We start from the raw sequence: 23,800 nt of genomic DNA on the forward strand, positions 1-23,800 counted from the left end.
TGGTGCAGAAGCGATTCTCCTGAGGGGGTGGTCAGCTCTGTGCTGAGCCCGGACCGGCCCGGCCGCCGGTCGCCGACGGCTGTACGGGCGGGCAGGCCAGCCAGGTAGCCTTGCACCCGTGCCCCGTCTGTCTGAAGTCATCGCCGCGCTGGAGAACCTGTGGCCCGCCGAGCGGGCCGAGTCCTGGGACGCGGTCGGCACGGTCGCGGGCGACCCCGACCAGGAGGTCACCCGGGTCCTCCTCGCCGTCGACCCGGTCCAGGAGATCGCCGACGAGGCGGTCGAACTGGGCGCCGACCTGCTCGTCACCCACCACCCGCTCTACCTGCGGGGCACCACCACCGTCGCGGCGACGCACTTCAAGGGCAGGGTCGTGCACACCCTGATCCGCAACGGCATCGCCCTGCACGTCGCCCACACCAACGCCGACACCGCCGACCCGGGCGTCTCCGACGCGCTCGCCGCCGCGCTCGGCCTGCGGGTCACCCGCCCCCTGGTGCCCGACGCGACGGACCCGGACGGCCGCCGCGGGCTGGGCCGGATCTGCGAACCGGACCGCCCGCTGACCGTCCGCGCGCTCGCCGCCCTCGCCGCCGCGCGGCTGCCCGCCACCGCGCAGGGCATCCGGATCGCCGGCGACCCCGAGGCACCGGTGCGCACGGTCGCCGTCAGCGGCGGCTCCGGCGACAGCCTCTTCGACCACGTCCGCGCGGCCGGCGTCGACGCCTTCCTCACCGCGGACCTGCGCCACCACCCGGCGTCGGAGTTCACGCAGCCCGGCGCCCACCGCCCGCCCGCGCTGCTCGACGCGGCGCACTGGGCCACCGAGTGGCCCTGGTGCGAGCTGGCCGCAAGCCAGCTCGACGAAATCTCCGACCGGCACGGATGGGACCTGCGGGTCCACGTCTCGCACACGGTCACCGACCCCTGGACCGCCCACGCGGCATCCAGCCCGACAGAACCCCTTGGAGCCCCCAACTGAACGCCGCGCCAGCCGACCAGATCCGACTCCTCGACGTCCAGGCCCTCGACACGCGCCTGCAGCAGCTGGCGCACAAGCGGAAGTCGCTGCCCGAGCACGCCGAGATCGAGTCGCTCACCAAGGACCACGCCCAGCTGCGCGACCTGCTGGTGGCCGCGCAGACCGAGGAGAGCGACTGCGCCCGCGAGCAGACCAAGGCCGAGCAGGACGTGGACCAGGTGCGCCAGCGCGCCGCCCGCGACCAGCAGCGCCTCGACTCCGGCGCCGTCACCTCGCCCAAGGACCTGGAGAACCTCCAGAAGGAGATCGTCTCCCTCGCCAAGCGCCAGGGAGACCTGGAGGACGTCGTCCTGGAGGTCATGGAACGCCGGGAGTCCGCGCAGGAGCGGGTGGCGGAACTGACCGAACGGGTGTCGTCCGTCCAGGCCAGGATCGACGACGCCACCGCCCGCCGGGACACCGCCTTCGAGGAGATCGACGCCGAGGCCGCCTCCGTCACCAAGGAGCGCGAGGTCGTCGCGGGCACGATCCCGGCGGACCTGCTGAAGCTCTACGACAAGCTGCGCGAACAGCAGGGCGGCATCGGCGCCGCCAAGCTCCACCAGCGCACCTGCCAGGGCTGCCGCCAGGAACTCGCCATCACCGAGCTGAGCGAGATCCGCGCGGCGGCACCCGACACGGTGGTCCGCTGCGAGAACTGCCGCCGCATCCTGGTGCGTACGGCGGAGTCGGGCCTGTAGAGCGAGGACGAGGACCGGGTCGAGGACGAGGGCGAGGGCGAGGGCGGTACGGGACCGTGGCCGTGCGGGAGTTCATCGTCGAGGCCGACGGCGGGTCGCGGGGCAACCCGGGGCCCGCCGGATACGGCGCCGTGGTACGCGACGCGGCGACCGGGCAGACCCTCGCCGAGCGGGCCGAGTACATCGGCGTCGCCACCAACAACGTCGCCGAGTACCGGGGCCTGCTCGCCGGGCTGCGCGCCGCGCACGCCCTCGACCCGGACGCGCGGGTGCACGTGCGGATGGACTCCAAGCTCGTCGTCGAGCAGATGTCGGGCCGCTGGAAGATCAAGCACCCCGACATGAAGCCGCTCGCGGCCGAGGCCGCGCGCGTCCTCGCGCCGCAGCAGGTCACCTACGAGTGGATCCCGCGCGAACGCAACAAGCACGCGGACCGGCTGGCCAACGAGGCGATGGACGCCGGCCGGCGCGGTGAGCAGTGGGACCCGTCCCGCTCCACCGCGGAGACGGCGGACGCCGGAAGCGCTGCCGGCGGAGCCGTTGCCGAGGCCGGGACCGGGGTCGTTGCCGGGGCCGGGACCGGGGTCGTTGCCGGGGCCGGGGACGACGCCGCCCGTCCGGACGCCGACGTACGTGCGGGGGCCGATGTACGTGCGGAGGCCGACGTACGCGCGGCGCTTGCCGCGGCGCGGGACGAGTCGGCGGGCAGCGCGACGCCCACCGTCCCGGCGGCCGCCTCCGCCCAGGCCGCGCCCGCCTCCGCCCAGGCCGCGCCCGCCTCCGCCCAGGCGGCCCCGAGTGCGGCCCGCGGCTGGAGCGCGGCCCCCGACATGGGCGCTCCCGCCACGTTCGTGCTGCTGCGCCACGGCGAGACACCGCTCACGCCCGAGAAGCGGTTCTCCGGCAGCGGCGGCAGCGATCCGTCCCTGTCCGACACCGGTCGCGCGCAGGCCGAACGGGTCGCGGCGGCGCTGGCCCGGCGCGGAACGATCCAGCACATCGTCGCCTCCCCGCTGGCCCGGGCCCGCGAGACCGCGGGCATCGTCGCCGCACGCCTCGGCCTGCCGGTGGCGGTCGACGACGGGCTGCGCGAAACCGACTTCGGCGCCTGGGAAGGGCTCACCTTCGGTGAGGTGCGCGAACGCCACCCGGACGACCTGACCGCCTGGCTCGCCTCGCCCGAAGCGGAGCCCACCGGCGGCGGCGAGAGCTTCGCCGCGACCGCCACCCGGATCGCCGCCACCAGCTCACGGCTGACCGAGGCGTACGCCGGCCGCACGGTCCTCCTCGTCACCCACGTCACCCCGATCAAGACCCTCGTCCGGCTCGCCCTGGGCGCACCTCCCGAGTCCCTGTTCCGCATGGAGCTGTCCGCGGCGTCCCTGTCCGTGGTGGCGTACTACGCGGACGGCAACGCCAGCGTCCGCCTGCTCAACGACACGGCCCACCTGCGCTGACGACCGTCCCACCGGCGGCGGCCGTACCGACCACGGGCTCACCGACCACGGGCTCACCGACCACGGGCTCACCGACCACGGGCTCACCGACCACGGTCGTGCCAGCGGCGGTGCGCACCGAAGCTGTCGCACCGGCGACGGACGATCAGTGGACCTCCGCCACCAGCACGTCCAGTGCCCAGGGCCGTCCCGCCCGCTCCGGAGCCGCCGCCTCCACCTCGTACCCGAGGTCCCGCAACACCCCGACCAGCTCGGCCGGGTGCCGGGGCGCCGCCCCGGCGGTCAGCAGACTGCGCACGATCCGGCCCTTGGTCGCCTTGTTGAAGTGGCTCACCACCTTCCGGGTCGGCGCGTGCAGCACCCGCACCGTCGCCGTGCGCTCCGCAACCTCGCCCTTCGGCTTCCACGCGGTCGCGTACGCCGCGGACCGCAGGTCCAGCACCAGCCCGTCCCCGGCCGCCTCCGGCAGCACCGACGCCATCGGCGCACGCCAGTACGCGCCCAGCGCCCCGATGCCGGGCAGTTTCACCCCCATCGAGCAGCGGTAGGAGGGGATCCGGTCCGTCACCCCGACGGCACCCCACAGCCCGGAGAACACCAGCAGCCATTCCGCCGCCCGCTCCCGCGCGGCTCCGTCCAGCGAGGCCAGGTCCAGGGCGTCGTACAGCACACCGGTGTAGATCTCCCCGGCCGGCCGGGCGCCCGCCGTGCGCAGCGCCGCGTTCTTCGCCACCTCGCCGCGCAGGCCCTCGCTGAGCCCCAGCACCTCGCGGGCCTTCTCCTCGTCGCCCGCACACAGCTCGACCAGCTCCTCCAGCACCGCCTCCCGGGCACCGCCGAGCCCCGGCAGCGACAGCGACTCCGGCTTCAGCGGCGCGCCGGAACCGGCGGCGGCCTTGCCTTCGGAGGGCGGGAGCAGGACCAGCACGAGTGACTCTCCTTCGTTCGAGCTCCGGGACAGCGTACGGCCCCGCCACCGCACACTCCCGGCCACCCGCCACCGCGCACGCCGTCCGCCCCGCTCCGCCCGCGTACCGGAACCGCGGCACCGGAACCGCGCCTCGGGACCGCGCCCAGGGGGCGCGCACTGCCGGCGTTCCGCCGTCCCGCCGTGCCCCTCCCCGCGGGACGTACCGGCGCACCACGTGACGTACCGTCGTCCCGCAGCCCCCGCCGACTCCCACCCGGCGCCGGTCCGGGGGCGGCACGGAACCACGGCACGGCATGGAACAAGGGACCCACGGCGTTGCACCCCTGAGGCCCGAGGAGAAGGGGGTGCCGGTGTGAGCGGACCGGAGAAGGCGCTCTGGACCCGGGCGCGGCTCGGCCGCGGCGGTCCCGCCCTGGACCTGCTGACCGCCCGTTTCGACAAGCACGTCTACGCGCCCCACGCCCACGAGGAGTACACCGTCGGCGTCACCCTCGGCGGCCTCGAGGTCATCGCCTACCGCGGCGGTCACATCCACTCCGGCCCCGGCACCCTCGTCGTCCTCGAACCCGGCGAGATGCACACCGGCGGTCCCGCCACCGCCGACGGCTACGCCTACCGCGCCCTGTACGCGGCACCCCGGCTGCTCGGCGACGGCATGCTCGGCGCCGGCCTCCCGCACTTCCGTGAACCCGTCCTGCACGACCCCGAACTCGCCGCCGCGCTCCGCCTCACCCACACCGAACTCGTCGCCTGCCCCGACCCGCTGGAGGTCGAGTCCCGCCTGCCCTGGCTGCTGACCGCGCTGGCCCGCCGGCACTCCACGGCCCGCGCCGCGGACGACACCGTCCCCGGCGCCGACCGGATCGCCGCCGCCGTCCGCGGCCGCCTCGCCGACGAACTGCTCGCCCCGCCCTCCCTCGCCGACCTCGCCACCGACCTCGGCCTCTCCCGCTACCAGCTGCTGCGTGCCTTCCGCACGACGATGGGCGTGCCGCCGTACGCCTGGCTCGCCCAGCACCGCGTGGCCCGGGCCCGCCGGCTGCTGGAATCGGGCCTGCGCCCCGCCGAAGTGGCCGGTCTGGTGGGCTTCGCCGACCAGGCCCACCTGACCCGCTGGTTCCGCCGGGTCCTCGGGGTGACCCCCGCCGTCTACCGCAACAGCGTTCAAGACACCCGCTGACCGGACACCCGAGACTGCCGGCATGACTGCACGCGGCTGGCTCCTCTTCTCCCTCATGGGAGTGATCTGGGGCATCCCCTATCTCATGATCAAGGTGGCGGTGGACGCCGTGTCCCCGTCCGCGGTCGTCTTCACCCGCTGCGCACTCGGCGCGGCCCTCCTGCTGCCCTTCGCCCTCCGCCAGGGCGGCCTGCCCCGCACGATCCGCACCCACTGGCGCCCCATGCTGGCCTTCGCGTGCATCGAGATCGTCGGCCCCTGGTTCACCCTCACCGACGCCGAACGCCACCTGTCCAGCTCCACCGCCGGCCTGCTGATCGCCGGTGTGCCCATCGTCGGCGTGGCCCTGGCCCGATTCTTCGGCGAGACCGAACGCCTCGGCGTCCGGCGCCTGACCGGCCTGGCGCTCGGGCTGGCCGGCGTCGGCGTCCTCACCGTCCCCCACCTGACCGGCGGCGACGCCCGCTCCCTGGCGGAGGTGCTGGTGACGGTGATCGGCTACGCCACCGCCCCGCTGATCGCCGCGCGGTATCTCCGGAACGTCCCCTCCCTGCAGCTCACCGCGCCCTGCCTGGCCCTGGCGGCCCTGGTCTACGCGCCCGCGGCGGTGGCCGGCCGCCCCTCCGCACTGCCGTCCCCCACGGTGCTGGCCGCCCTGGCCGGACTGGGCGTCCTGTGCACCGCGGTCGCCTTCGTTGTCTTCCTGGAGCTGATCAAGGAGGCGGGCCCGACCCGGGCCACGGTGTTCACGTACGTCAATCCGGCGGTCGCGGTGGCGGCGGGCGCCCTGTTCCTGGGCGAGGAGGTCACGGCATCCGTCGCCGTCGCCTTCGCCCTCATCCTCGCCGGTTCGGTCCTGGCCACGGCCAAGGCACCGACACCCCCGCGGCGACCGGTAGCATGGTCACCACGGCAGACGAGCCGGGCGGGCGGCCGCGTGGAGTCCCCCTAGGGGGCTTCCCGAGGAACGTCCGGGCTCCACAGGGCAGGGTGGTGGCCAACAGCCACCCGGGGTGACCCGCGGGACAGTGCCACAGAAAACAGACCGCCGGGGACCTCGGTCCTCGGTAAGGGTGAAACGGTGGTGTAAGAGACCACCAGTGCCCAGGGTGACCTGGGCAGCTAGGTAAACCCCACCCGGAGCAAGGTCAAGAGGGAGCACCCTCCGGGATGCTCCTGCGGGGACGTTCGAGGGCTGCCCGCCCGAGTCCCCGGGTAGACCGCACGAGGCCGGCGGCAACGCCGGCCCTAGATGGATGGCCGTCGCCGGGCGGACCGCGAGGTCCCCCCGGAACAGAACCCGGCGTACAGCCCGACTCGTCTGCCGCCACCTGCGGCTTTGCTTTGGACAGGGCCTCTGACCTGCGTCGGAGGCCAGATCAAGGTCGCCGCCGTCACCGGGATCGCGTTCCCACGCGGCGCAGGCCGTCCAGATCGCGCGCCGCCGACGGATCGTGACCACCGGCAAGGTCACTCTGGAACGCGTCTTCGGGGTGACCGACCTGACCGCGGAGCAGGCCGGCGCAACCGAGATCGCCCGCCGCGTCCGCGACCACTGGGGCATCGAGGTGCGCCATGAGGCGCTTTGTTTCCGGACGGGGGTGAGAGACCCCCGGCGCCCGGCTGTCGCAGCAGCCGGGTGAAGCAGAGGGCAGCCGTCATGCCGTAGGAAGCGTAGGTGTGGCGGTGGCAAGCGGCCCGCCTTTCCAAGGAATGGCACCGGCGCCGCCACCGCCGCGAGGGAGGAGCGACTTACCGGCTTGTCCGGTACGCCGACGACGGAAGCGCGCCCCTGGCCGACTCGTACAACAAGATCCACCATGTCAGGGACACCACGTACGCCGAGGACGCCTCCCGCGTACGCACCGGCACCGCTCCACGCGCCATGGCATCGCTGCGCAACCTGGTCATCGGTGCTCTCCGACTCGCCGACCACACGAACATCGCCGCCGGACTCCGCCACCACACCCGCGACGCCAACCGTCCACTGATCACCCTCGGCATCACGTGATCAACCAGGACACCTCACCTGAACGAGGCGGCCCTGGCATCCGTCCGGTCTCGCTTGCCGTGTGATTTCCCATCATGCGATCTTTACCGCGATCAACTGGGGTCAGAACGCGCGCAGATCAGCCTCGACTTCCGCACGATTCAGCATATCGACAAAGCTCGGCTGTTTTCCGCTCAGCACCTCGTATGCCACCTGCGCAACATCCACTGGACCGGAGTAATCACCTGCCGCGCGAGCCATCCCCACGATCACATACCTACCCGCCAATGGCGAGGACGGGTCATTGACATATGACCATCTTCCCCCGTGCAGTCGCATCAGAACTTCCGCAAGAAAAGTCATGCAATAGACGTGAATTCTCTCCCGCTCCTCTTGTGACATTTCATCGAAGGAAATTTGAAGAATTTCCTTGTCGATCCTTTGGATGGCTGAACTCGGCGCCGCTTCCAGGAGGTTGGGGTCCACCCCCATACCCTCCAAAAGGGCACGGGAAAGTCGCTTCGACTCGCTGGACCATTCTTCGATTTCAGCAGGTTCGCCAGCCATACCGCAACTATCTTTTCGAGTCCATCAATTCCCATACTCGAGGTAAATGATACCAGCCTGCTCCAAGCGGTCTCTGAGTTCCTGGCTGGGACTGGCATTCATGAAGCTCCATCTGGGATCGAATCCGCGAACAGTGGCGCGCAGATAGACGTCCTTATTTATCTGCTCTTCGATATGAGGACTCAGTGGCACTTCCCGCTGAAGAGCGTATCTCTGCTCGACACCACCCACCTCCCTGGTGACGGTGCTGTATCGCTGGTACAGCTTCACTTCGTTGGCGAGCATCGTTCCGTTCGGCTCATAGCCGCCGCCTGTCGTCTTCAGAGTGGCGAACTGGCCCTGGGGCGCCCGCCCCTGTCCGTGACCCGCTCCTACAACTCGCTCGACCCGCGCACCACCACCTTGTTCGGTGCGGGCTGGTCAACTGGATACAGCCTGGTCGCCAAGTCCGGCACCAGCTACCTCTTCGGGCGGCAGTCGGGCTCACGGTGGCAGCTGACCAAGGCGACCGACCGCAACGGCCGCTCCGAGACTCTCGACTACGCGGCCGACGGAACGCTGACCACGGTCACCAGCGACTCCAGCGGTCGGGCGCTCCACCTCACCTGGGACTCCTCAAGCCGTCACGTCGTCCAGGTCGCCACCGATGCCGCCGACGGGCAGGACCCGTCGACCGCACAGATCTGGCACTACGCCTACGACGGCGACGACCTGCCCAACCCTGCAGTAGTCCCATTCGGCCCGCCCAAAGGTGGCAAGGAACGCGACGGGCCCCTGCCGAAGGTGCTCGCGAAGCGGCTCCTCACGCACCAGGAACGCTTCGAACCGATCGACGTCACCCAGCCGTGGCTGGCCCCCGAGGAGCCCGACCTCGCACGCGAGGACCGGCGCAAGGTGACCGTCCGGCTGCTCGTCTACACAAGGCGGCGTGGCGCGATCAACCGCACCACCTGGAACACCAAGGCATGGAAGCCCGCGCTCGCCGAGACGGGAGTCATCCCGCCGCTGCCCGAACGGCAACCGGGCGAGAAGCCGTCGCGCGTATGGGAGCCGAGCCGCGAGCACGGGTTCCATGTCTTGCGCCACACGTACGCGTCGGTGATGCTCGAAGCCGGTGAGTCGATCGTCTCGCTCGCGAAGTGGCTGGGGCACTCCGACCCGGCGTTCACGCTCCGGACGTACACCCACTTCCTGCCGCAGGCGGCGCGCGAGGACTGTCCGCCATCGAGGCCTGGCTCACGGACTCGGCCGAAAGTCCCTGAGAAGTCCCAGAGGGCTGAAGCAGCCGCCGGATCCCCGCAAACATGCAGGTCAGAGCGTTATCTCTCCTTGGGCGGAACTGAGGCGGGCCTCCTCCCCGACCTGAGGTGGGGATGGCGTACCCGCGGAGTTCGGCGGTACCAGACACAGCGCATTCGAGCGTCGCGCATACAGGGTCAAGCCGGTGGACGGGGCGGTGTGCCGCCCCTTGGTCGCGATGCGGGCACAGGTCATCATCAGCCCAAGCAGAGGTCAAGTCGCGATCAAAGTCACGTATAGGTCGCGAATGCATCGACCGTGACCGGTTCATTTGGTCGTGATTGTTCGTTGCGGCGGTGCCTAGGGTGGCGATGTTCGAAAGATGCGGGCTGAGGTGCGAGGGGGAGTCGGCGATGGGGACGCCGCAGGGGGAGCCGGTCGGACCGCGCCGCTCCCGGCTGCTCGACTACGTCGGTGTGGCCGAGTCGCCGCCTTCCCCGGAGGTCCGGGAGCCGGGTCCGAAACCGGGTGTTCCCGTCTACCGCACACCGGTGTTCGTGCCCGCGCATCCGCGGGCGGCGCGAGCCACGGATGCCGACGGCCGTGCGGTGCGGGTTCCGTTCATCGCGTACGAACTCTTCGAGCATCCGACTGAAGGAACCGTCGCGCTCGCTTTCACGAGTGTGGACCGGCTCGTCGCGCTCCTCGGCGGTTCCCAGCCGTGGGTGGCCACCTCGCTCGGGCCGTTGGCCGAGGCGATGGCCGAGCGTGAGGTGACCGTGCGGCTCGACCCGGCCGCGCTGACCGGTCGGCCCAGCTGGCAGCCGGCTGCTCTGGCCGTCTACGCGGAGGAGATGCGCTGATGTCCAGCGCTGGTTACAAGGTCGTCCTCAGCGACCTCACGTCGATGGCCGGGCTCTTCCACCGGGAGGCGACGCACTACCGGGGGCTGCATGCGCAGGTGGCGCCGCCGGTGGCCGAGGGCGGTGATCCCGGGCTCGATCATGCGATCAAGGAGGTCGCGGATCTCATCCTCGCCCTGCACATCGGGTTCGCGGACCGGCTCGACGACCACGGCGACAAGGTGGCGTACGCGCGTGACTCGTTCCGGCGGCACGACGTCGACGTGCACGGCGTCTTCGAGGATCTGATGGCGGGGGAGGGCTGAGGCTGCGATGGGCGACAGTTGGGTCGGCGGTGACATAGCCGGGCTCCGTGCGATGGCCGACACGTACAAGGGTGCGAAGAAGCCGCTGGACGAGGCGGTCCGGCCGGTCTCCCGGGCGGTCGAGAAGCTCGTCGGCGACGCCGGGTGGACGGGAGACGCGGCCGAGGCCTTCCGCGCCGCGTGGAGCGAGGACGCGCTGACCGCCGGTGCGTTCGCCACACTGGTCAGTTCCGCGGGCGACATCCTCGACACCCTCGCCGGTCAGCTTTCGGCCTGTGAGACGGCTCTGCAGAACGCCGAGCACACTGCAACGCGCAAGGGCGTGCCCATGGGCGACAAGGGTGTGCCGCAGCAGTTCGTCACGGGAGATCCGCCCAGCGCGGACGAGCAGAAGACGATCGACGCGTTCGGCGAGTACGACAAGGTGCGCCGGGAGGTCGTGCATACGGCGCAGCACGCCCGCCTGGTGGCGGCGGACAAGTTGCGAGGACTGTATGCGCAGGTGACGGGAAAGGTGTCGGCGGGGGACAAGATCACCATTGCTGATGCGCTGCGCGGACTGTACGCCTACGACGCCGAGGACGCGCGTGCGCGGGGGAAGGACGCCCGCAAGCTGATCGATGACGCCAAGGACGAGGCACACGCCGCGAAGAAGGATCTGAAAGCAGAGCGCAGGGCGTACCAGAAGGCGGGCAGGGCACTGCCGGAGGACCTGCCTGCCAAAGGTGCGTACCGGGACGCGGTCATGAAGGTGGACTCCCTGGAAGACGCCATCGCCCGCGCAGACAACGGCAGTACCAAGCTGCCGTACGACCGGTCGCTGAACGTCAAACTGGGAGATGCCGCGGAGGCGCTGCGTGCCAGCCGGTCGCTGGAGGCCATGCCGGAGTTCCTCAGGGAGGTGCCGGTGATCGATGTCGCCGCTGCGGCCGCCTGCGGTCTGGTGGAGGCGGAGGACGACCACGACAAGGGATGGTCGTGGCAGAAATCCGTCGCCGTGGACGGGGGAGTCGCGCTGGGCGGCCTGGCGGTCGGAGCGGGCATCGCGGCCTCACTGCCCGTCGACGGGGCCGTCGCGGCGACCGCGGTCGGGGTCGGGACGGTACTCGTCGCGACCAACGTCCTCGACCACAGCTTCCACGAGCACTGGAGCGAGGACATCCACGACCACGGAGTGGTAGGCGGTGTGCTGCACGGCACGGGAAACGTGCTGTCCGAGACCGGAGATGACTTCAAGCGGTACGGAAGCGACATCAAGGATTGCGGGAAGGACCTCTGGCATGGTGTCACGAGCTTCTTCTGAAGCCCACAGAGCGTATGCCGACGCCGAGATCCCGGCCCTGCCCGGGCTCGGCACCAGCTGGTACCGGCGCGGGTTCGGTTACTGGCTGCGGCGGACGGCTACCGGGCTTCTCTGGCTCGTCCTCTTCGCGGCCCTCTACGCAGCCACGCTCGCCATGTTCACGGGGTTCTTCGACGGGCTCTCCGGCACCGGCCGCACCCTGGTGAACGCGGCGCTGGGCGTGGCGTCCTGCGCCGGTCTGGTGTGGGGGTGGGTGACACAGCGCCGGCGGCACCGAGAAGCCCTCTTGGACCCGCCGACTCCGGATCAGGCATGGACGGCCAAGCGACGTCGGGCCAGGCGCAACGTGGGCGTCGCGTTCGGTCGGCGCGGTGCCGTCATCCTTGCCGTGCCGGTTCTGCCAGCGCTCATGGCGTACGCCGCCGGGCAGGTCCTGGGCGTGCTCACGGTGCGGGAATCCGCTGCCGAGGTCGGCGCGCGCCAGTGGCTGGAGACGGCCGGTACGCCCCGAACGACGGGTCGGTGACGAAGCAGCCGTGGAGGCTTCACCCTGGAGCAAGGCGGCGCGGGTATCCCCCATTCTGGCGAACAGTCAGCGTGCTCGACGTGATGCACCGTCCAAGTTCGAGGACCCTGCATGGCCGTCACCTGATCGGTGGCCAACTCGAAGAAGCTCCTGATCCGATCGACGAGCGACTCAACCACCCCGGATGTATCGGTACGGCTTCCCTCTTGTGACTGGACCCACCAGGCATTCCTCATGCCGTCAGAAGTAACCTGGCTCCCACCTGATCGAAGGGTGGGGCTAGTGTGACAGTGTGTCATTCGATCAAGAAAGCGGACGAAAAATACCCAACCGGGCCTGGAAAGCCGAGGTACCAGTGACCCACTCCGCCGGTCCGCCCTTGAGTGGCCGCAGCCGCCCCGGTTTGTGGCACTGGCTGAAGCCCCAGAGTTCGCGGATGCTCGTCCTCGGCGGATGCATGGCAGTCTTCGGGCTTACCGGCGCGGTACGCTTCATAACCGAGGGGAAGGGGATAGGTGCGGTTCTTGTCGGCGTCGGTGTAGGAATCCTGGGCGTTTTCATCGTCGTGGGCTACTTCGTCAGCCGCGACGACTACCGAGATTCCTCAAGGTATCCACCAGCCAGGTGACGCGGACTCCGCAACGAGCCACGCCCCGCTGATTATCGAGACTTAGGACGTCTCCCCCACGCCAATGGGGGCCAGTTGGGCTCCTGTGAACTTCACAGGATGGTTTCGGCAGGGGGCAACAGATCGTAAACTCTGCGGTGTTGATCGGAAGTCATAGTGGGCTTCAGGCAACGGCAGTGACCACGCAAAACACTCCTCATGCCATTCGGCACGCTTCGGAGCTGGCGTAACCGGCAGGGACTCCGCAGCCTGGAGAAGAACAGGTTCCATGTCTTTGCTTTCATGACCGCAGAGCGGCTTCGCTACCTCTTACCGTGAATGACAAGAGGTAGCAAAGCCGCGGAACTTCTTTCACGCGACTCCCAATTGACGCAATAACTGCCACCATTGATCAGATTCTGTGGCGCCGGTGATGCGCAAGTAGCAGGAGCCGAGTCCGTACTCCAATACGAACTCGGCAAGACTGTCCGCCACTCTCTCGAATCGGCGACTCGCCCACCAGGAAGACAACATGTCAGGGTAAGTCCAGATCGAGCCATCTGGGCGATTGACCAGTACGGGATTCTCGTTTACCTTCCCGACGACGAACCAGTTATCTGGATCTTCGGGAACTTCGACCATACCCGGCGAGATCAACGCCTGCGACTTCTCGGCGAACCTCTTGTCGAGGACCACCACTGCCCCCATGACAGCTCCGTCGGCCGCAAGCAAGAAGTCCAGGTACTCCTCCGGAGCATCCAGTTCCGGCCGCCGGGAGACGCCCGGTGGAACAGAATTGAAGATGCTCCACTCTTCGCTGGAGTGGATGGCTTCACGAACTCTCGCAAGCGTCTGCCTGAACTCGCCTGTGATCATTAGGGATCCTGAATGGTGACAGATGTAGCTAGCGGTCCGAAGGGTTCGTAGCCCGTGCCTGCCGCTGTATCCTCCCTCATCCCAGCGGTGTTGGTGAGGCTGGGTCCGCTGGGCATCGGCCAAGTCGTGTACCTGCGGACGTTTCCGAACCTGGTGCCCGACCCGCGTGCGAGACGGGGCCGCTGGTACTCGCTGACCGCGATGCTCCTCGTCTGCGTCTGCGCGGCCGTGTCGGGAGCCGGGAGCGTCGACGAGATCGCCGAGCGTGCGGCGCGGGCCTCGGACGCCGCGCTGACGGCCGTCGGAGTCCGACGGCATCCGCTGCGGTGGCGTCATGCTCCCTCGCGGACCACGATCGGCCGTGTACTGGCGGCCGTCGACGGTGACGCCCTGGACCGGGCCGTCGGTGCCTACCTCGCCTGCTGGAACTCCGCGGGACCAGCCCGCCCATCGGCCTGCTCACGGTCATCGGCCCGAGCCCGGTTCTTTCCGTACCAGCTCCGGAAGAGCGCGGAGGCGTCCGGCGAGGCCGCCGGGCACTGCCGGCCGAGCCGGGGCTGCCGCCCGAGCGCGGGGCACGTGTCACGGAGCACGGAGCACGGGGTGCGGGGTACGGACCGCACCTGTCCGGTGTGACGCGCGCCACATCCGCAGGATTTCTCCGTTCGGGATGTAAGAAACGGGCCGCTGCGCGCATTGCCTGGTGAGACAGGCGAAACGAGGGGACGGCGCGTGACACATGCCCAACGCTTCCGGGACGTGTACGAGGAGTGCTATCCGCGCGTCCTCGCCTACGCCACCAGCCTGGTCGGGCGGCAGGTGGGGGAGGACATCACCAGTGAGACGTTCACCGTCGCCTGGCAGCGGATGGGAAGCATTCCCCAGCCGGCGCTGCCGTGGCTCCTGGGGGTGGCCCGCAACCTGGTGCGCGAACTGCGTCGTCGGGACGCCCGCCAGTACCTCCTCGCCGCCGAGGAGGCACAGCGCATCAGCAGCGGCGCCCGGACCGACGTCGGTGACGACGTCGCAGCGGAGGTCACCGACCGGCACAACGCACTCCAGGCCCTGGCCAGCCTGCCGGAGGCCGACCGGGAACTGCTGACGCTCATCGCCTGGCACGCCCTCAGCACCAAGGAGGCCGCCCAGGTCCTCGGCTGCACCGGCCCGACACTGACCGTCCGTCTGTACCGGGCCCGCCGCCGGCTGGAGAAGGCCCTGGAAGCGGCATCCCCGTCGGAGACGGCCCCCGCATCTCCCGCAAAGACCCCCCACCCCACCCGTCACGAAGGAGCACCCGCGTGAAGAAGAACCGCCAGCGGCTCGGGCGGCCCGACGCCATGAAGGTGCTCAGGGAAGCACGGCCCGGCGAACTGGACCCGTCCCGGCTGGTGGACCCCGCGCGACAGCGGGGCGACCTCGCACGCATCGTCACCGAGCAGGCGGACGGACACGTGACCGGCCTCCTCGCGCCTCGCCGGAGGAGCGGGTTCCGGCCGCTGGGCGCGGTGGCCCTCGCAGCCGTGGCCGCGTCGGTGGTGGTCGTGGGCGCGCTCGACCGGCAGCCGGCCGATCGGCCGGCCGTGCAGCCGCAGGCCTCCGTCGCAGCGGTGCAGCCGGGCGGCAGCGAGGACGTCCGCGTCGACGGACACCTCGAACTGCTCGGCGCGGCCGAGAAGGCGGAGAGTTCGGCCGCCGAGGGAACGTACTGGCAGACCACCACCCGCTCGGAGAACGTGGACGTCGCCGGCGAGGAAGGGCGCCTCTTCGCCGTGCGCAGCACGTCCACCGAGGAGTGGTCGGTGGGTGTGCGACCCGGAACCGGGAGCCTCATGGTCTCCGGACTGGATGCCGTGACCGAGCCCCGGACCGCCGTGGACAGGGCACGCTGGCGCGCCGCGGGCTCGCCCGGCACGGTGCGGGTCGAGGCCGCGACCGGTACCGGGAAGAACGCGATCGACTACCCGATGGGAACCGGGCGGCCGACGGTCATGAGGACGAACATCGACGACAGGATCTACGCCGTCGGCTCGCACAACATCTCCTACCAGGCTCTACGCGAACTGCCCTCCACCAGTGACGGGTTGCGCCGCTACCTGGAGCGGCTGCACGCCGAGGACCACGGCGCCGGGACCGGTGCCGCGGGCCGCAGCGCCTGGATGCTGCGTCAGGCGGCCGACCTCGTCACCATGCCCGTGAAGCCCGGCGTCCGGGCGGCCGCCTACCGGATGATGGCGGATCTGCCCGGAGTACGGGTGATCGGACACGTCCACGACCCTCTGGGGCGGGAGGGCGTCGCCGTCGAGTTCCCCCTCACGTACCGCACACCGTTGGGGACCACGCAGCAGCAGCTGGTGGTGGACCCCTCCACCGGCGCGATGCTCAGTGAGCAGGTCGTCCTGGTCAAGGCCTCGGCCAGGGCGCGGGAAGCGGGTCTGGACGCGGGCATGACGGTGAACTACTCGGCGACCACCCTCATGAGCTGGGGCGAGCGCCAGATCACGGTGCCGGAGAACGCGCGCGGCTGAGCCGGCGGCCGACCCCCGCCGGTGGTCCCCCGGCTCCGGTCCGTGTCCCCGGCGAAACGGCCGGAGCCGGGGCGCAGCCTCCCGCGGGCACACCGGCACCGGCCGGGTCGTCGCGAGCACCCCCGTGGGCTGCCCCACTCCTCCCTACGTCTTCAGAAAGCCCGTACCATGCGCCTTCACAGGCCCTCCGTCTCCGCAGTCGCGGCAGTCCTCGTCTCCTCGCTGGGGATCGTCGCCTACCACCACACGGCCCGGGCGAACTCCGCCCCGGCCTCCCAGGCGTCCTCGGTCGTCCATGACGCCGCCGCCTCCGGACCGGGGCGGTCGTCGGCCGCCACCGTCCCACCGGGGACGACGGCTTCGCCGCGGCCCGAAATCCCCACCCGGCTGCCGGGACTCGGTCCCACGACCTTGTCGCACGTTCCGGCCGACGCCCGCCAGGTGGTCCTGGTCACGGGAGCCGCACGCGACTCCGCGTCCTCGAAAGCCGTGCTCTACCAGCGCGTCGACGGCGGCTGGCGCCCCGGGCCGGTGTGGGCCGCGCACAACGGCTACAAGGGCTGGACCGACGATCACCATGCGGGTGACCTGCGCAGTCCCATAGGGGTGTTCGGTCTCACCGATGCGGGCGGACGGCTGGCCGACCCCGGCACCGAGTTGCCCTACCACCGGTCCCGTGCCTTCTCCGCCGGCGGATCCGGCTTCGAGGGCGAACCGCTCGCCGGTTCCTTCGACTACGTGGTCGCCATCAACTACAACCGGAGGCCGGGAACGTCGCCGATGGACGGTGCCAAGCCGATGGGCGCGAACCGCGGCGGGGGCATATGGATCCACGTGGACCACGGAGGCCCCACGCACGCCTGCGTCAGCCTGTCCAGGACGCACATGAAGCAGTTGCTGCGAGCCCTCGACCCCGCCGCGCACCCTGTCGTCGTCATGGGCGACGCGGCCTCCCTCGCCCGGTGAAGAGTCCTCACACCGCCTGCGCCCGCCCGACAACCGCGCCCGAGGACTGGCAGACTCGACTTCGCCGATTCGGTCACGCCGCAGGCCCCCGGACCGACACTCGCGAGCGACTGATTCCGCCTTTCCCCGAACCCTACGCCCGGCTACGGGAGTTCACCCGCCTCGGTCGCCTCGGTCGCCTCGGTCGCCTCGGTCGCCTCGCCCGCCTCGGTCGCCTCGGTCGCCTCGATCCCGCACGGGCCCACCGCATCGCGAAGGCGACGGACTGGCTGGGGCCGGTGCTCGTCGCCGTTCTGGCCGGAGCGATCCGCTTCCGGCACCTCGACCGGCCGCGGGGCGTCGTCTTCGACGAGACCTACTACGCCAAGGACGCCTGGTCCCTGCTGCGACTGGGCTACGAGGGCACCTGGCCGGACCGCACGATCTCCGACCCGCAGATACTCGCCCACCCTCAGGTCATCCCGCTCTCCGACACGGGATCCTTCGTCGCACACCCGCCGACGGGCAAGTGGGTGATCGCCCTCGGCGAGTGGATGTTCGGCCTCACCCCGTTCGGCTGGCGCTTCATGCCTGCGGTCCTGGGCACCCTGTCGGTGCTCATGCTCTGCCGAATCGGACGCCGCCTGTTCCGTTCGACGTTGCTGGGCTGCCTGGCCGGCACGCTGATGGCGATGGACGGGCTGCACGTGGTGATGAGCCGTACCGCGCTGCTGGACATCGTGGTCATGTTCTTCGTCCTGGCGGCGTTCGGATGCCTGCTGATCGACCGGGACCGCGCAAGAGCCAGGCTGGCGGCAGCCCTACCGGTCGGCCCGGACGGCCGTGCGCGCCCGGACGCGTACACCGGTGACCACGCCGGAACGGGGGCGCGCCCCTGGCGGCTCGCAGCCGGGAGCCTCCTGGGACTGGCGGCTTCCACCAAGTGGAACGGCCTGTACGTGCTGGCCTCCTTCGTGGCCCTGACGGTGCTGTGGGACGTCGGCGCCCGCCGCACCGCCGGGGCTCGCCGCCCGTACCGGGCGGTACTGCGCAAGGACGCCGGCCCGTCCTTCCTGTCCCTGGTCCCGGTCGCCGGGGTGACCTATCTGGCGGCATGGACCGGCTGGTTCGTGTCCGACGACGGCTACGGACGCCACTGGGCAGACGGCCGCGGCGGCGCATGGTCGTGGATACCGGCGCCTCTGCGCAGCCTGTGGCACTACGAGTACGGCGTCTACCGGTTCAACGTGGGCCTGCACACCCCCCACCCCTACGAGTCCAACCCCTGGAGCTGGCTGGTCCTCGGCCGCCCCGTCCTCTTCCACTACCGGTCCCCGGGGCCGGGGACCGACGGCTGCCACACGGCCGTCGACTGCTCGCAGACGGTTCTCGCCCTGGGCACGCCGCTGCTCTGGTGGTCGGCGTGCTGCGCGCTCGTGTACCTGCTCCACCGGTGGGCGCTGCGCCGCGACTGGCGCGCCGGTGCGGTTCTGTGCGCGGTCGGTGCCGGCTGGCTGCCCTGGTTCCTCTACCAGGACCGCACCGTCTTCTCCTTCTACGCGGTCGTCTTCGTGCCGTACCTCTGCCTGGCCGTGACGATGATGCTGGGCGCCCTGTCGGGTCCACCGGGAGCGGCCGGCAGGCGTCGCGTGCGGGGTGCGGTGGCCGCAGGTGTGCGGGGGACGGTGGCCGCAGGTGTGCTCGTCCTGCTCATCGCCTGGAACTTCCTCCATTTCCTGCCGATCTACACCGGGCAGACGATCCCCTACGCCGACTGGCACGCCAGAATGTGGTTCGACACCTGGATCTGAGCCCGTCCGCGCCGTCCCGACCCACCGGCGGGCCGGTAGGTGATCTGCTGCCGGTGCCCGGTGCCCGGTGCCCGGTGCCCGGTGCCCGGTGCCCGGTGCCCGGCTCCTGGCTTCCGGCTTCCGGCCGCGACCGGTGCCGACGTCCCGCGCAGCCGGTGCGCATCGGCCGGCCGTTGCCGCTGCCCGCGGTTGGAGACGGTCGGTCGGTCGCTCCGCCGCATGCCTCTCGCCGACGGCGTGAGGATGTGGCCGGGCCCGCTGTTCAGCGGGAGTAGACGGACTGGGTGCCGAGGTACTCCCCGATGCCCTCCACGCCGAACTCGCGGCCGAAGCCGGACTGCTTGAAACCGCCGATGGGCGCGTGGGGGTGGTCGTAGAAGTCGAACAACTCGTTGACCATGACCCCGCCGGCCTCGAGGCGGGTGGCCAGTCGTCGGCCGTGCTCGGGGTCCGCGGTGGTGACGTAGGCGAACAGGCCGTAGTCGGTGTCGTTGGCGATGGCGACGGCCTCGTCCTCGGTCGCGTAGGAGATGACGGACAGGACGGGGCCGAATATCTCCTCCCGGGCGATCGTCATGTCGTTGCGGACGCCGACGAACACGGTGGGCTTGACGAAGAAGCCGGACTCCAGGCCCTGCGGACGGCCCTCGCCGCCGATGAGGATCTCCGCGCCCTCCTCGACGCCTGCGCGGATGTAGCCCTGGACCCGCTCGTACTGCTTCTCGGTGACCATGGGGCCGATCGCGGTCCGCGGGTCGAGCGGGTCACCCACCGCGAGCTCGGCGACCCGGGTCCTGAGTGCCTCCTCGACCTCCGCCAGCCGGCTCTCGGGCACCAGCAGCCGGGACCCGGCCACGCAGGCCTGACCGCTGTTCATGAAGGCGGCGCTCAACGCGAAGGGGATCGCCCGGTTCAGATCGGCGTCCTCCAGCACGATGTGCGCGGACTTGCCGCCCAGTTCGAGCGTCACGCGCTTCATCGTCTCGGCGGCGTTGCGCATCAGCTTCTTGCCGACCGCGGTGGAACCGGTGAAGGAGATCTTCGCCACGTCCGGGTTGGTGCCGAGTTCCTCGCCGACCACCTCACCGCGTCCGTGGACGACGTTGACGACCCCGGGCGGCAGCCCGGCGTCGTCGAAGCACTCGACCAGCACCTGCGCCTGCATCGAGCTGAGTTCACTGGGCTTGACGACCACGGTGCAGCCGGCCGCGATCGCGGAGGCGACCTTGTGGCAGATCATGAGGATGTTGGAGTTCCAGGGGGTGATCAGTCCGGCCACGCCCACCGGCTTGAGCAGGACCTGCACGTCGCCGAAGGCCCGCGTGAACGCCACGTCGTCGATCACTTCCCTGGCGTTCAGGAAGCTCTTGGCCGCGCGGGCGACCGTGGCTGCGGCGCGCTGCGGCGGGGCGCCGTACTCCACGCGCATCGCCTCGCAGTGCTCCCGGGTGCGGGCGGTGACGGCGTCGTGCAGCCGTTGCAGGTAGTCGCGGCGTTCCCCGAGGGGCGACCGGGAGAAGGAGGCGAACGCCTCCTTCGCCGCGCGGACGGCGTCGCGGGTGTCCCGCTCGTCGCCGAGGGTCACCTGGCCCACGACCTCCCTCGTGGTGGGACTGACGAGGTCGAACACCTCCTGGCCGTGCGAGGGGACGAACCTGCCGTTGATGTAGTGCGAGGTGATCTGCTCCACCGTCGTTCTCCTGCTCTGGATCGGTCTGACGCCCTGCGGCGGGTCGGAGCCCGCTCGGGTGCTGCGGGACGGGCGGTGCGGGGCGGTGCGGCGGCCGCGGGCCGCCGGGACGGCACACCCCGAGACAAACGGAGAGCTCTCCGGATGTCCTGGAATATTATCGGAGAGTTCTCCGGTTAACAAACCCGTGCGGCCCGGACGGTGTCGGGAGCGGAACGCCGCAGCGGTCCGAGACGTGCACAGACCGCAGAAGGGAGCCCGTCGTGCTCGATTCCGTCGCACGCGCGCTGGACATCGGCCCGCAGTCCACGACACGTGAGCGCACCGTGGACATCACCACCATCGGCGCGCGCACCGGCAGGCCGCGCCGCATCGAGATCTGGCTGTGGCGGGTGGACGGTCTCTGGTACCTCGCCAGCGACGCCACCCCACGCGCCTGGTACGCCAACCTTCGCGCCCACCCGCGCTTCACCCTCCACCTCAAGCACGGGGTGCAGGCCGACCTGCCGGCCACGGCCGTGGCGATCTTTGACGAGAACACCCGGCGGAGGGTGCTCGCCGAGATCATCGAACAGTCGCCGAACCGGGAGGGCGACCCCGGGATGCTGGCGGAATGGGTCGCCGGGAGTCCCCTGGTCCGAGTCGACTTCGACGACCGGGAGTGAAGGCCGCCGCGCGCCGCGGAGCGGTCGCGGTGGCCGGCGGGGGAGCCCTCGGGCCGCAGGGTCCCCTTCCGGGCCCGCAGGGCGGCGTCTTCGCCCGCCGTCCGACACTGCCCGCCCCCGGATAGTGGCCCGCCGTGCCGTCCGGGAACGGGCCGGCTCCGCCGGCCGGCGCCCGGTCGTCCGAGGCCCCGCCGTGGTTCGCCGCCCGTCGTGCGCCCGGACCGGCGGCCGCGGGCCCGTGGCTCCGCGGCCGCCGGTCCGGGCGCGGGCTCCGCCCGGAACAGGCTCCGCCCGGAACAGGCTCCGCCCGGAACCGGCTCCGGTGCCGTCGCCCGGCGGGCAGGTCCTAGACTGGGGGCAATCGGAGAGTTCTCCGGCGCTCCGGGGTGCCCACACCGGCGACAGTTGCCGTACACATCATGGACGTGTCATGCCAGGACCATCGACCGAGCAACGTGCGGACGCGCTCAGAAACCGCGAACGCATCCTGCAAGTGGCGCACGACGCCCTCGCGGAGTCGGGCACGGCTTCCCTGAACCTCATCGCCAAACGTGCCGGAGTCGGCGCGGGAACCCTCTACCGGCACTTCCCCACCCGCGAGGACCTGATCCTCGCCGTCTACCGGCACGACGTGCAGCGCCTCGCCGATTCCGTCCCCGGCATGCTCGCGACCCGGGAGCCGCTGGACGCGTTCCGCGACTGGTTCCACACCCTCGCGGACTACGTACGGCTCAAGCACGGCCTCGGCGAAGCGCTGCACACCGCCGCCGTCCAGGACGCCGTGAACCAGACGTACGCGCCGGTCACCGCAGCCGTGGGAGAGCTGCTGCGCGCCTGCGCGGCCGACGGCAGCCTGCGGAACGGCCTGGACCCGGCCGACGTCCTGCTCCTGATGGGCTTCCTGTGGCGGGTGGACCCGGGCGCGGACGGCAGGGCGCAGGCGAACAGGATCATGGAGCACGTGATGGACGGCCTCCGCCCCCGGTGACTCCCTCCGCCCCCGGTTACTCCTCGACGAGGGGCGCCTCCCGCCGGGCCTTCGGTTCCCGGCCTGGGCGCCTCCGGACCTCGACGAAGGGAGGCCGGAGGGGAGGAGCTTCGCACCCCTTGGCGACCGGGCGCCGTCAGGTGGCGGGGCAGCCGGGGCTCTCCCCGCTGCCGCCGGACGGCTCGGCCGCGGGCGCACCGGACCGCAGCAGCATCAGCGTGGTGTCCAGGGCGGCCTCCAGGTGGGCGATGCCACCCGTGGACATCAGAATGACCACCCCGCCCTGCACTGCGGCGACCAGTGCGGCCGCCGTGCGGTCGGCGTCCAGCCGGACGTCGATCCGCCCGGCGTCCTGCATGCGCCGGACGCCGGTGCGCAGGGCGCGCTGCCACCGGGTGAGCAGTTGCCCGGTGAGCGCCTGGGAGGCGGGCGTGGTCCGGCCGAGTTCGGTGATCAACAGGCCCAGAGGGCAGTTGACGCCCTGCTGCTCGTAGCGCCGTACGACGGCGTCACGCCAGTTCCGCCACGCTTGCCAGGTGCTCAGTTCACCGAGCTCGGACAGGTACGGCTGCTGGTCCTCCAGTACCCGGTCCGCCTCGTGCGCGGCGACGGCGAGCAGCAGTTCGTCCTTGCCGCCGGGGAAGTAGTGGAAGATCTGGCTCTTGCTGGTCGACGTACGGGCACGGACGTCGTCCAGGGTGGCGGTCACTCCCTTCTCCCGGATCTCCGCCGCCGCTCCCTCCACGATGCGGCGCCGGGTCGCCGCTCCCTTCGCGGTCAGGTGCGGCGCGGTCGCTCTGCCGGTGCGCATGGCGCCTCCTCTTCTGGACTTGCGGGTCCATTTTAAACGGGCGAGCGTGACCGGACAGGGCCGCCGCGCCGCCGTGCGGTGGGCCTCGCCCCGGTCCGCCGGGGGCCGGTCGTACTCCCCAACCACGACCGGTCGCACTCCCGAACCACGACCGGTGGTACTCCCGAACCACGACCGGTCGCACTCCCGAACCACGACCGGTGGTACTCCCGAACCACGACCGGTCGCACTCCCGAACCACGACCGGTCGCACTCCCGAACCACGACCGGTGGTACTCCCGAACCACGACCGGTCGCAGTCCCGAACCGCGAAAGGAAGCGACGCCCCGTGCACGACCTCGATCGCCTCGTCATCGTCGAGGACCTGCGGCGCCTGATGGCGTCCTACGTCCACCTCGCCGACCACCAGCGCTGGGAGGAACTGGCTCAGCTGTTCACCCCGGACGGCACGTTCACCCCGCGGCTGGTGGACGGCTCACCGGTCCGCGTCATGCGGGGGCGCCGGGAGATCGCCGACTCGATCCGCCGCAGCGTCGGTCCGGACGCGACCGTGGTGCACCACCTGTTCTCCGACGTGATCGACGTCCACTCCCGTGACTCGGCCGACGGGACCTGGGCGATGGAGGACCTCATCATCCGTCCGGAGGGCACCGCGGACACGCCCCGCACCATGCACGGCTTCGGGCACTACCGTCCCCGCTTCGTCCGGGCCGCGGACGGCTGGCGCATCGCCGAACTCGAACTGACCCGCGTCCGGCTGGAATTCACCTGATCCACGGGCCGTGCCGGGCGCCGTGCC

General features: G+C 70.8%; 26 protein-coding genes, 1 other RNA gene and 1 pseudogene. 21 read left to right on the top strand and 7 right to left on the bottom strand.

The features are described from left to right. Nucleotides 1-118: 118 nt before the first annotated feature. From ACL02U_RS02430 to ACL02U_RS02440, 3 genes are all read left to right on the top strand, one after another. The gene (locus ACL02U_RS02430; protein ID WP_412788892.1) at nucleotides 119-982 is read left to right on the top strand and encodes a Nif3-like dinuclear metal center hexameric protein; all 864 of its coding nucleotides are present in this window, start codon (nucleotides 119-121) and stop codon (nucleotides 980-982) included. Next, complete coding sequence (locus ACL02U_RS02435; RefSeq protein WP_412788996.1) at nucleotides 979-1,722, top strand: zinc ribbon domain-containing protein; 744 nt, start codon at nucleotides 979-981, stop codon at nucleotides 1,720-1,722. Before ACL02U_RS02430 ends, ACL02U_RS02435 begins: the two co-directional genes overlap by 4 nt. 62 nt (nucleotides 1,723-1,784) lie before the next feature. After that, nucleotides 1,785-3,179, top strand: coding sequence for a bifunctional RNase H/acid phosphatase (locus ACL02U_RS02440; protein WP_412788997.1), 1,395 nt, complete (start codon nucleotides 1,785-1,787; stop codon nucleotides 3,177-3,179). A 145-nt stretch (nucleotides 3,180-3,324) separates the two neighbouring features. On the opposite strand, the gene yaaA is transcribed toward ACL02U_RS02440, so the two are convergent. After that, nucleotides 3,325-4,107, bottom strand: coding sequence for a peroxide stress protein YaaA (yaaA, locus tag ACL02U_RS02445; RefSeq protein ID WP_412788893.1), 783 nt, complete (start codon nucleotides 4,105-4,107; stop codon nucleotides 3,325-3,327). Between the two features lie 355 nt (nucleotides 4,108-4,462). On the opposite strand from yaaA, the gene ACL02U_RS02450 reads away from it, so the two are divergent. The 3 genes and pseudogenes from ACL02U_RS02450 (at nucleotide 4,463) to rnpB (ending at nucleotide 6,614) form a co-directional block, all read left to right on the top strand. Beyond that, nucleotides 4,463-5,290 carry an AraC family transcriptional regulator gene (locus ACL02U_RS02450; RefSeq protein WP_412788894.1) on the top strand — a complete coding sequence of 276 codons (828 nt, stop codon included), beginning with the start codon at nucleotides 4,463-4,465 and terminating at the stop codon, nucleotides 5,288-5,290. 85 nt (nucleotides 5,291-5,375) lie between these two features. Further along, nucleotides 5,376-6,092: pseudogene (locus ACL02U_RS02455) on the top strand (DMT family transporter); the annotation flags it as partial. Between the two features lie 115 nt (nucleotides 6,093-6,207). Further along, an RNA gene (gene rnpB, locus ACL02U_RS02460) (RNase P RNA component class A) lies at nucleotides 6,208-6,614 on the top strand. Nucleotides 6,615-6,684: 70 nt separating this feature from the next. On the opposite strand, the gene ACL02U_RS02465 is transcribed toward rnpB, so the two are convergent. Next, the gene (locus ACL02U_RS02465) at nucleotides 6,685-6,867 is read right to left on the bottom strand and encodes a hypothetical protein (RefSeq protein WP_412788895.1); all 183 of its coding nucleotides are present in this window, start codon (nucleotides 6,865-6,867) and stop codon (nucleotides 6,685-6,687) included. A 101-nt stretch (nucleotides 6,868-6,968) separates the two neighbouring features. On the opposite strand from ACL02U_RS02465, the gene ACL02U_RS02470 reads away from it, so the two are divergent. Next, a complete protein-coding gene (locus tag ACL02U_RS02470; protein ID WP_412788896.1) occupies nucleotides 6,969-7,301 on the top strand; it encodes a hypothetical protein in 333 nt (110 codons plus the stop codon). Between the two features lie 102 nt (nucleotides 7,302-7,403). Here the strand turns inward: ACL02U_RS02470 and ACL02U_RS02475 are convergent, their stop codons facing one another. Together ACL02U_RS02475 and ACL02U_RS02480 are read right to left on the bottom strand one after the other, a co-directional pair. Continuing rightward, on the bottom strand, nucleotides 7,404-7,847 hold the full coding sequence (locus tag ACL02U_RS02475; RefSeq protein WP_412788897.1) for a hypothetical protein: 444 nt from the start codon (nucleotides 7,845-7,847) through the stop codon (nucleotides 7,404-7,406). 24 nt (nucleotides 7,848-7,871) lie between these two features. After that, entirely contained in the window at nucleotides 7,872-8,132 is a 261-nt protein-coding gene (locus ACL02U_RS02480; RefSeq protein WP_412788898.1) for a hypothetical protein, read from the bottom strand. A 75-nt stretch (nucleotides 8,133-8,207) separates the two neighbouring features. On the opposite strand from ACL02U_RS02480, the gene ACL02U_RS02485 reads away from it, so the two are divergent. The 6 genes from ACL02U_RS02485 to ACL02U_RS02510 all read left to right on the top strand — a co-directional run bounded on the left by ACL02U_RS02485 (nucleotide 8,208) and on the right by ACL02U_RS02510 (nucleotide 12,711). Continuing rightward, complete coding sequence (locus tag ACL02U_RS02485) at nucleotides 8,208-9,386, top strand: tyrosine-type recombinase/integrase (RefSeq protein WP_412788899.1); 1,179 nt, start codon at nucleotides 8,208-8,210, stop codon at nucleotides 9,384-9,386. A 113-nt stretch (nucleotides 9,387-9,499) separates the two neighbouring features. Then, entirely contained in the window at nucleotides 9,500-9,949 is a 450-nt protein-coding gene (locus tag ACL02U_RS02490; RefSeq protein ID WP_412788900.1) for an SAV_915 family protein, read from the top strand. Then, nucleotides 9,949-10,254 carry a DUF6317 family protein gene (locus ACL02U_RS02495; protein WP_412788901.1) on the top strand — a complete coding sequence of 102 codons (306 nt, stop codon included), beginning with the start codon at nucleotides 9,949-9,951 and terminating at the stop codon, nucleotides 10,252-10,254. The genes ACL02U_RS02490 and ACL02U_RS02495 overlap by 1 nt, the downstream gene beginning before the upstream one ends. Nucleotides 10,255-10,261: 7 nt before the next feature. Further along, nucleotides 10,262-11,557, top strand: a complete 1,296-nt coding sequence (locus ACL02U_RS02500) for a WXG100 family type VII secretion target (protein WP_412788902.1) — start codon at nucleotides 10,262-10,264, stop codon at nucleotides 11,555-11,557. After that, the gene (locus ACL02U_RS02505; RefSeq protein ID WP_412788903.1) at nucleotides 11,535-12,083 is read left to right on the top strand and encodes a hypothetical protein; all 549 of its coding nucleotides are present in this window, start codon (nucleotides 11,535-11,537) and stop codon (nucleotides 12,081-12,083) included. Before ACL02U_RS02500 ends, ACL02U_RS02505 begins: the two co-directional genes overlap by 23 nt. 436 nt (nucleotides 12,084-12,519) lie before the next feature. Beyond that, entirely contained in the window at nucleotides 12,520-12,711 is a 192-nt protein-coding gene (locus ACL02U_RS02510; RefSeq protein WP_412788904.1) for a hypothetical protein, read from the top strand. A 351-nt stretch (nucleotides 12,712-13,062) separates the two neighbouring features. On the opposite strand, the gene ACL02U_RS02515 is transcribed toward ACL02U_RS02510, so the two are convergent. Then, entirely contained in the window at nucleotides 13,063-13,566 is a 504-nt protein-coding gene (locus tag ACL02U_RS02515) for a hypothetical protein (protein ID WP_412788905.1), read from the bottom strand. A 153-nt stretch (nucleotides 13,567-13,719) separates the two neighbouring features. Here ACL02U_RS02515 and ACL02U_RS02520 point away from each other — a divergent pair, with 153 nt between their 5' ends. The 5 genes from ACL02U_RS02520 (at nucleotide 13,720) to ACL02U_RS02540 (ending at nucleotide 18,847) form a co-directional block, all read left to right on the top strand. Continuing rightward, a complete protein-coding gene (locus ACL02U_RS02520; RefSeq protein ID WP_412788998.1) occupies nucleotides 13,720-14,202 on the top strand; it encodes a transposase family protein in 483 nt (160 codons plus the stop codon). A 96-nt stretch (nucleotides 14,203-14,298) separates the two neighbouring features. Next, nucleotides 14,299-14,868, top strand: a complete 570-nt coding sequence (locus ACL02U_RS02525; protein ID WP_412788906.1) for an RNA polymerase sigma factor — start codon at nucleotides 14,299-14,301, stop codon at nucleotides 14,866-14,868. Continuing rightward, on the top strand, nucleotides 14,865-16,091 hold the full coding sequence (locus tag ACL02U_RS02530; RefSeq protein ID WP_412788907.1) for a CU044_5270 family protein: 1,227 nt from the start codon (nucleotides 14,865-14,867) through the stop codon (nucleotides 16,089-16,091). The genes ACL02U_RS02525 and ACL02U_RS02530 overlap by 4 nt, the downstream gene beginning before the upstream one ends. A 168-nt stretch (nucleotides 16,092-16,259) precedes the next feature. Next, nucleotides 16,260-17,057: a L,D-transpeptidase family protein gene (locus tag ACL02U_RS02535; RefSeq protein ID WP_412788908.1), complete on the top strand. Its 798-nt coding sequence runs from the start codon at nucleotides 16,260-16,262 to the stop codon at nucleotides 17,055-17,057. Further along, nucleotides 17,054-18,847, top strand: coding sequence for a dolichyl-phosphate-mannose--protein mannosyltransferase (locus tag ACL02U_RS02540; RefSeq protein ID WP_412788909.1), 1,794 nt, complete (start codon nucleotides 17,054-17,056; stop codon nucleotides 18,845-18,847). The genes ACL02U_RS02535 and ACL02U_RS02540 overlap by 4 nt, the downstream gene beginning before the upstream one ends. A 262-nt stretch (nucleotides 18,848-19,109) precedes the next feature. Here ACL02U_RS02540 and ACL02U_RS02545 read toward each other — a convergent pair whose 3' ends face one another. Next, nucleotides 19,110-20,537: an aldehyde dehydrogenase family protein gene (locus tag ACL02U_RS02545; protein ID WP_412788910.1), complete on the bottom strand. Its 1,428-nt coding sequence runs from the start codon at nucleotides 20,535-20,537 to the stop codon at nucleotides 19,110-19,112. Between the two features lie 263 nt (nucleotides 20,538-20,800). Between ACL02U_RS02545 and ACL02U_RS02550 the strand changes: the two genes are divergently transcribed. Both ACL02U_RS02550 and ACL02U_RS02555 read left to right on the top strand, forming a co-directional pair. Next, nucleotides 20,801-21,202, top strand: coding sequence for a nitroreductase/quinone reductase family protein (locus ACL02U_RS02550; protein ID WP_412788911.1), 402 nt, complete (start codon nucleotides 20,801-20,803; stop codon nucleotides 21,200-21,202). Between the two features lie 430 nt (nucleotides 21,203-21,632). Beyond that, nucleotides 21,633-22,190 carry a TetR/AcrR family transcriptional regulator gene (locus tag ACL02U_RS02555; protein WP_412788912.1) on the top strand — a complete coding sequence of 186 codons (558 nt, stop codon included), beginning with the start codon at nucleotides 21,633-21,635 and terminating at the stop codon, nucleotides 22,188-22,190. 136 nt (nucleotides 22,191-22,326) lie between these two features. Here ACL02U_RS02555 and ACL02U_RS02560 read toward each other — a convergent pair whose 3' ends face one another. After that, nucleotides 22,327-23,001, bottom strand: a complete 675-nt coding sequence (locus ACL02U_RS02560) for a TetR/AcrR family transcriptional regulator (RefSeq protein ID WP_412788913.1) — start codon at nucleotides 22,999-23,001, stop codon at nucleotides 22,327-22,329. A gap of 328 nt (nucleotides 23,002-23,329) precedes the next feature. Between ACL02U_RS02560 and ACL02U_RS02565 the strand changes: the two genes are divergently transcribed. Then, entirely contained in the window at nucleotides 23,330-23,773 is a 444-nt protein-coding gene (locus tag ACL02U_RS02565; protein WP_412788914.1) for a nuclear transport factor 2 family protein, read from the top strand. The last annotated feature ends 27 nt before the right edge of the window (nucleotides 23,774-23,800 follow it).

The organism is Streptomyces sp. MS06 (assembly GCF_047200655.1).
Classification (GTDB): Bacteria; Actinomycetota; Actinomycetes; order Streptomycetales; family Streptomycetaceae; genus Streptomyces.

Coding starts and splice junctions, on each gene's coding strand:
- ACL02U_RS02535 (WP_412788908.1), top strand. CDS start 16,260: ATGCGCCTTCACAGGCCCTCCGTCTCCGCAGTCGCGGCAGTCCTCGTC.
- ACL02U_RS02495 (WP_412788901.1), top strand. CDS start 9,949: ATGTCCAGCGCTGGTTACAAGGTCGTCCTCAGCGACCTCACGTCGATG.
- ACL02U_RS02465 (WP_412788895.1), bottom strand. CDS start 6,867: ATGGCGCACCTCGATGCCCCAGTGGTCGCGGACGCGGCGGGCGATCTC.
- ACL02U_RS02480 (WP_412788898.1), bottom strand. CDS start 8,132: ATGCTCGCCAACGAAGTGAAGCTGTACCAGCGATACAGCACCGTCACC.
- ACL02U_RS02560 (WP_412788913.1), bottom strand. CDS start 23,001: ATGCGCACCGGCAGAGCGACCGCGCCGCACCTGACCGCGAAGGGAGCG.
- ACL02U_RS02510 (WP_412788904.1), top strand. CDS start 12,520: ATGCTCGTCCTCGGCGGATGCATGGCAGTCTTCGGGCTTACCGGCGCG.
- ACL02U_RS02515 (WP_412788905.1), bottom strand. CDS start 13,566: ATGATCACAGGCGAGTTCAGGCAGACGCTTGCGAGAGTTCGTGAAGCC.
- ACL02U_RS02555 (WP_412788912.1), top strand. CDS start 21,633: ATGCCAGGACCATCGACCGAGCAACGTGCGGACGCGCTCAGAAACCGC.
- ACL02U_RS02500 (WP_412788902.1), top strand. CDS start 10,262: ATGGGCGACAGTTGGGTCGGCGGTGACATAGCCGGGCTCCGTGCGATG.
- ACL02U_RS02475 (WP_412788897.1), bottom strand. CDS start 7,847: ATGGCTGGCGAACCTGCTGAAATCGAAGAATGGTCCAGCGAGTCGAAG.
- ACL02U_RS02505 (WP_412788903.1), top strand. CDS start 11,535: ATGGTGTCACGAGCTTCTTCTGAAGCCCACAGAGCGTATGCCGACGCC.
- ACL02U_RS02490 (WP_412788900.1), top strand. CDS start 9,500: ATGGGGACGCCGCAGGGGGAGCCGGTCGGACCGCGCCGCTCCCGGCTG.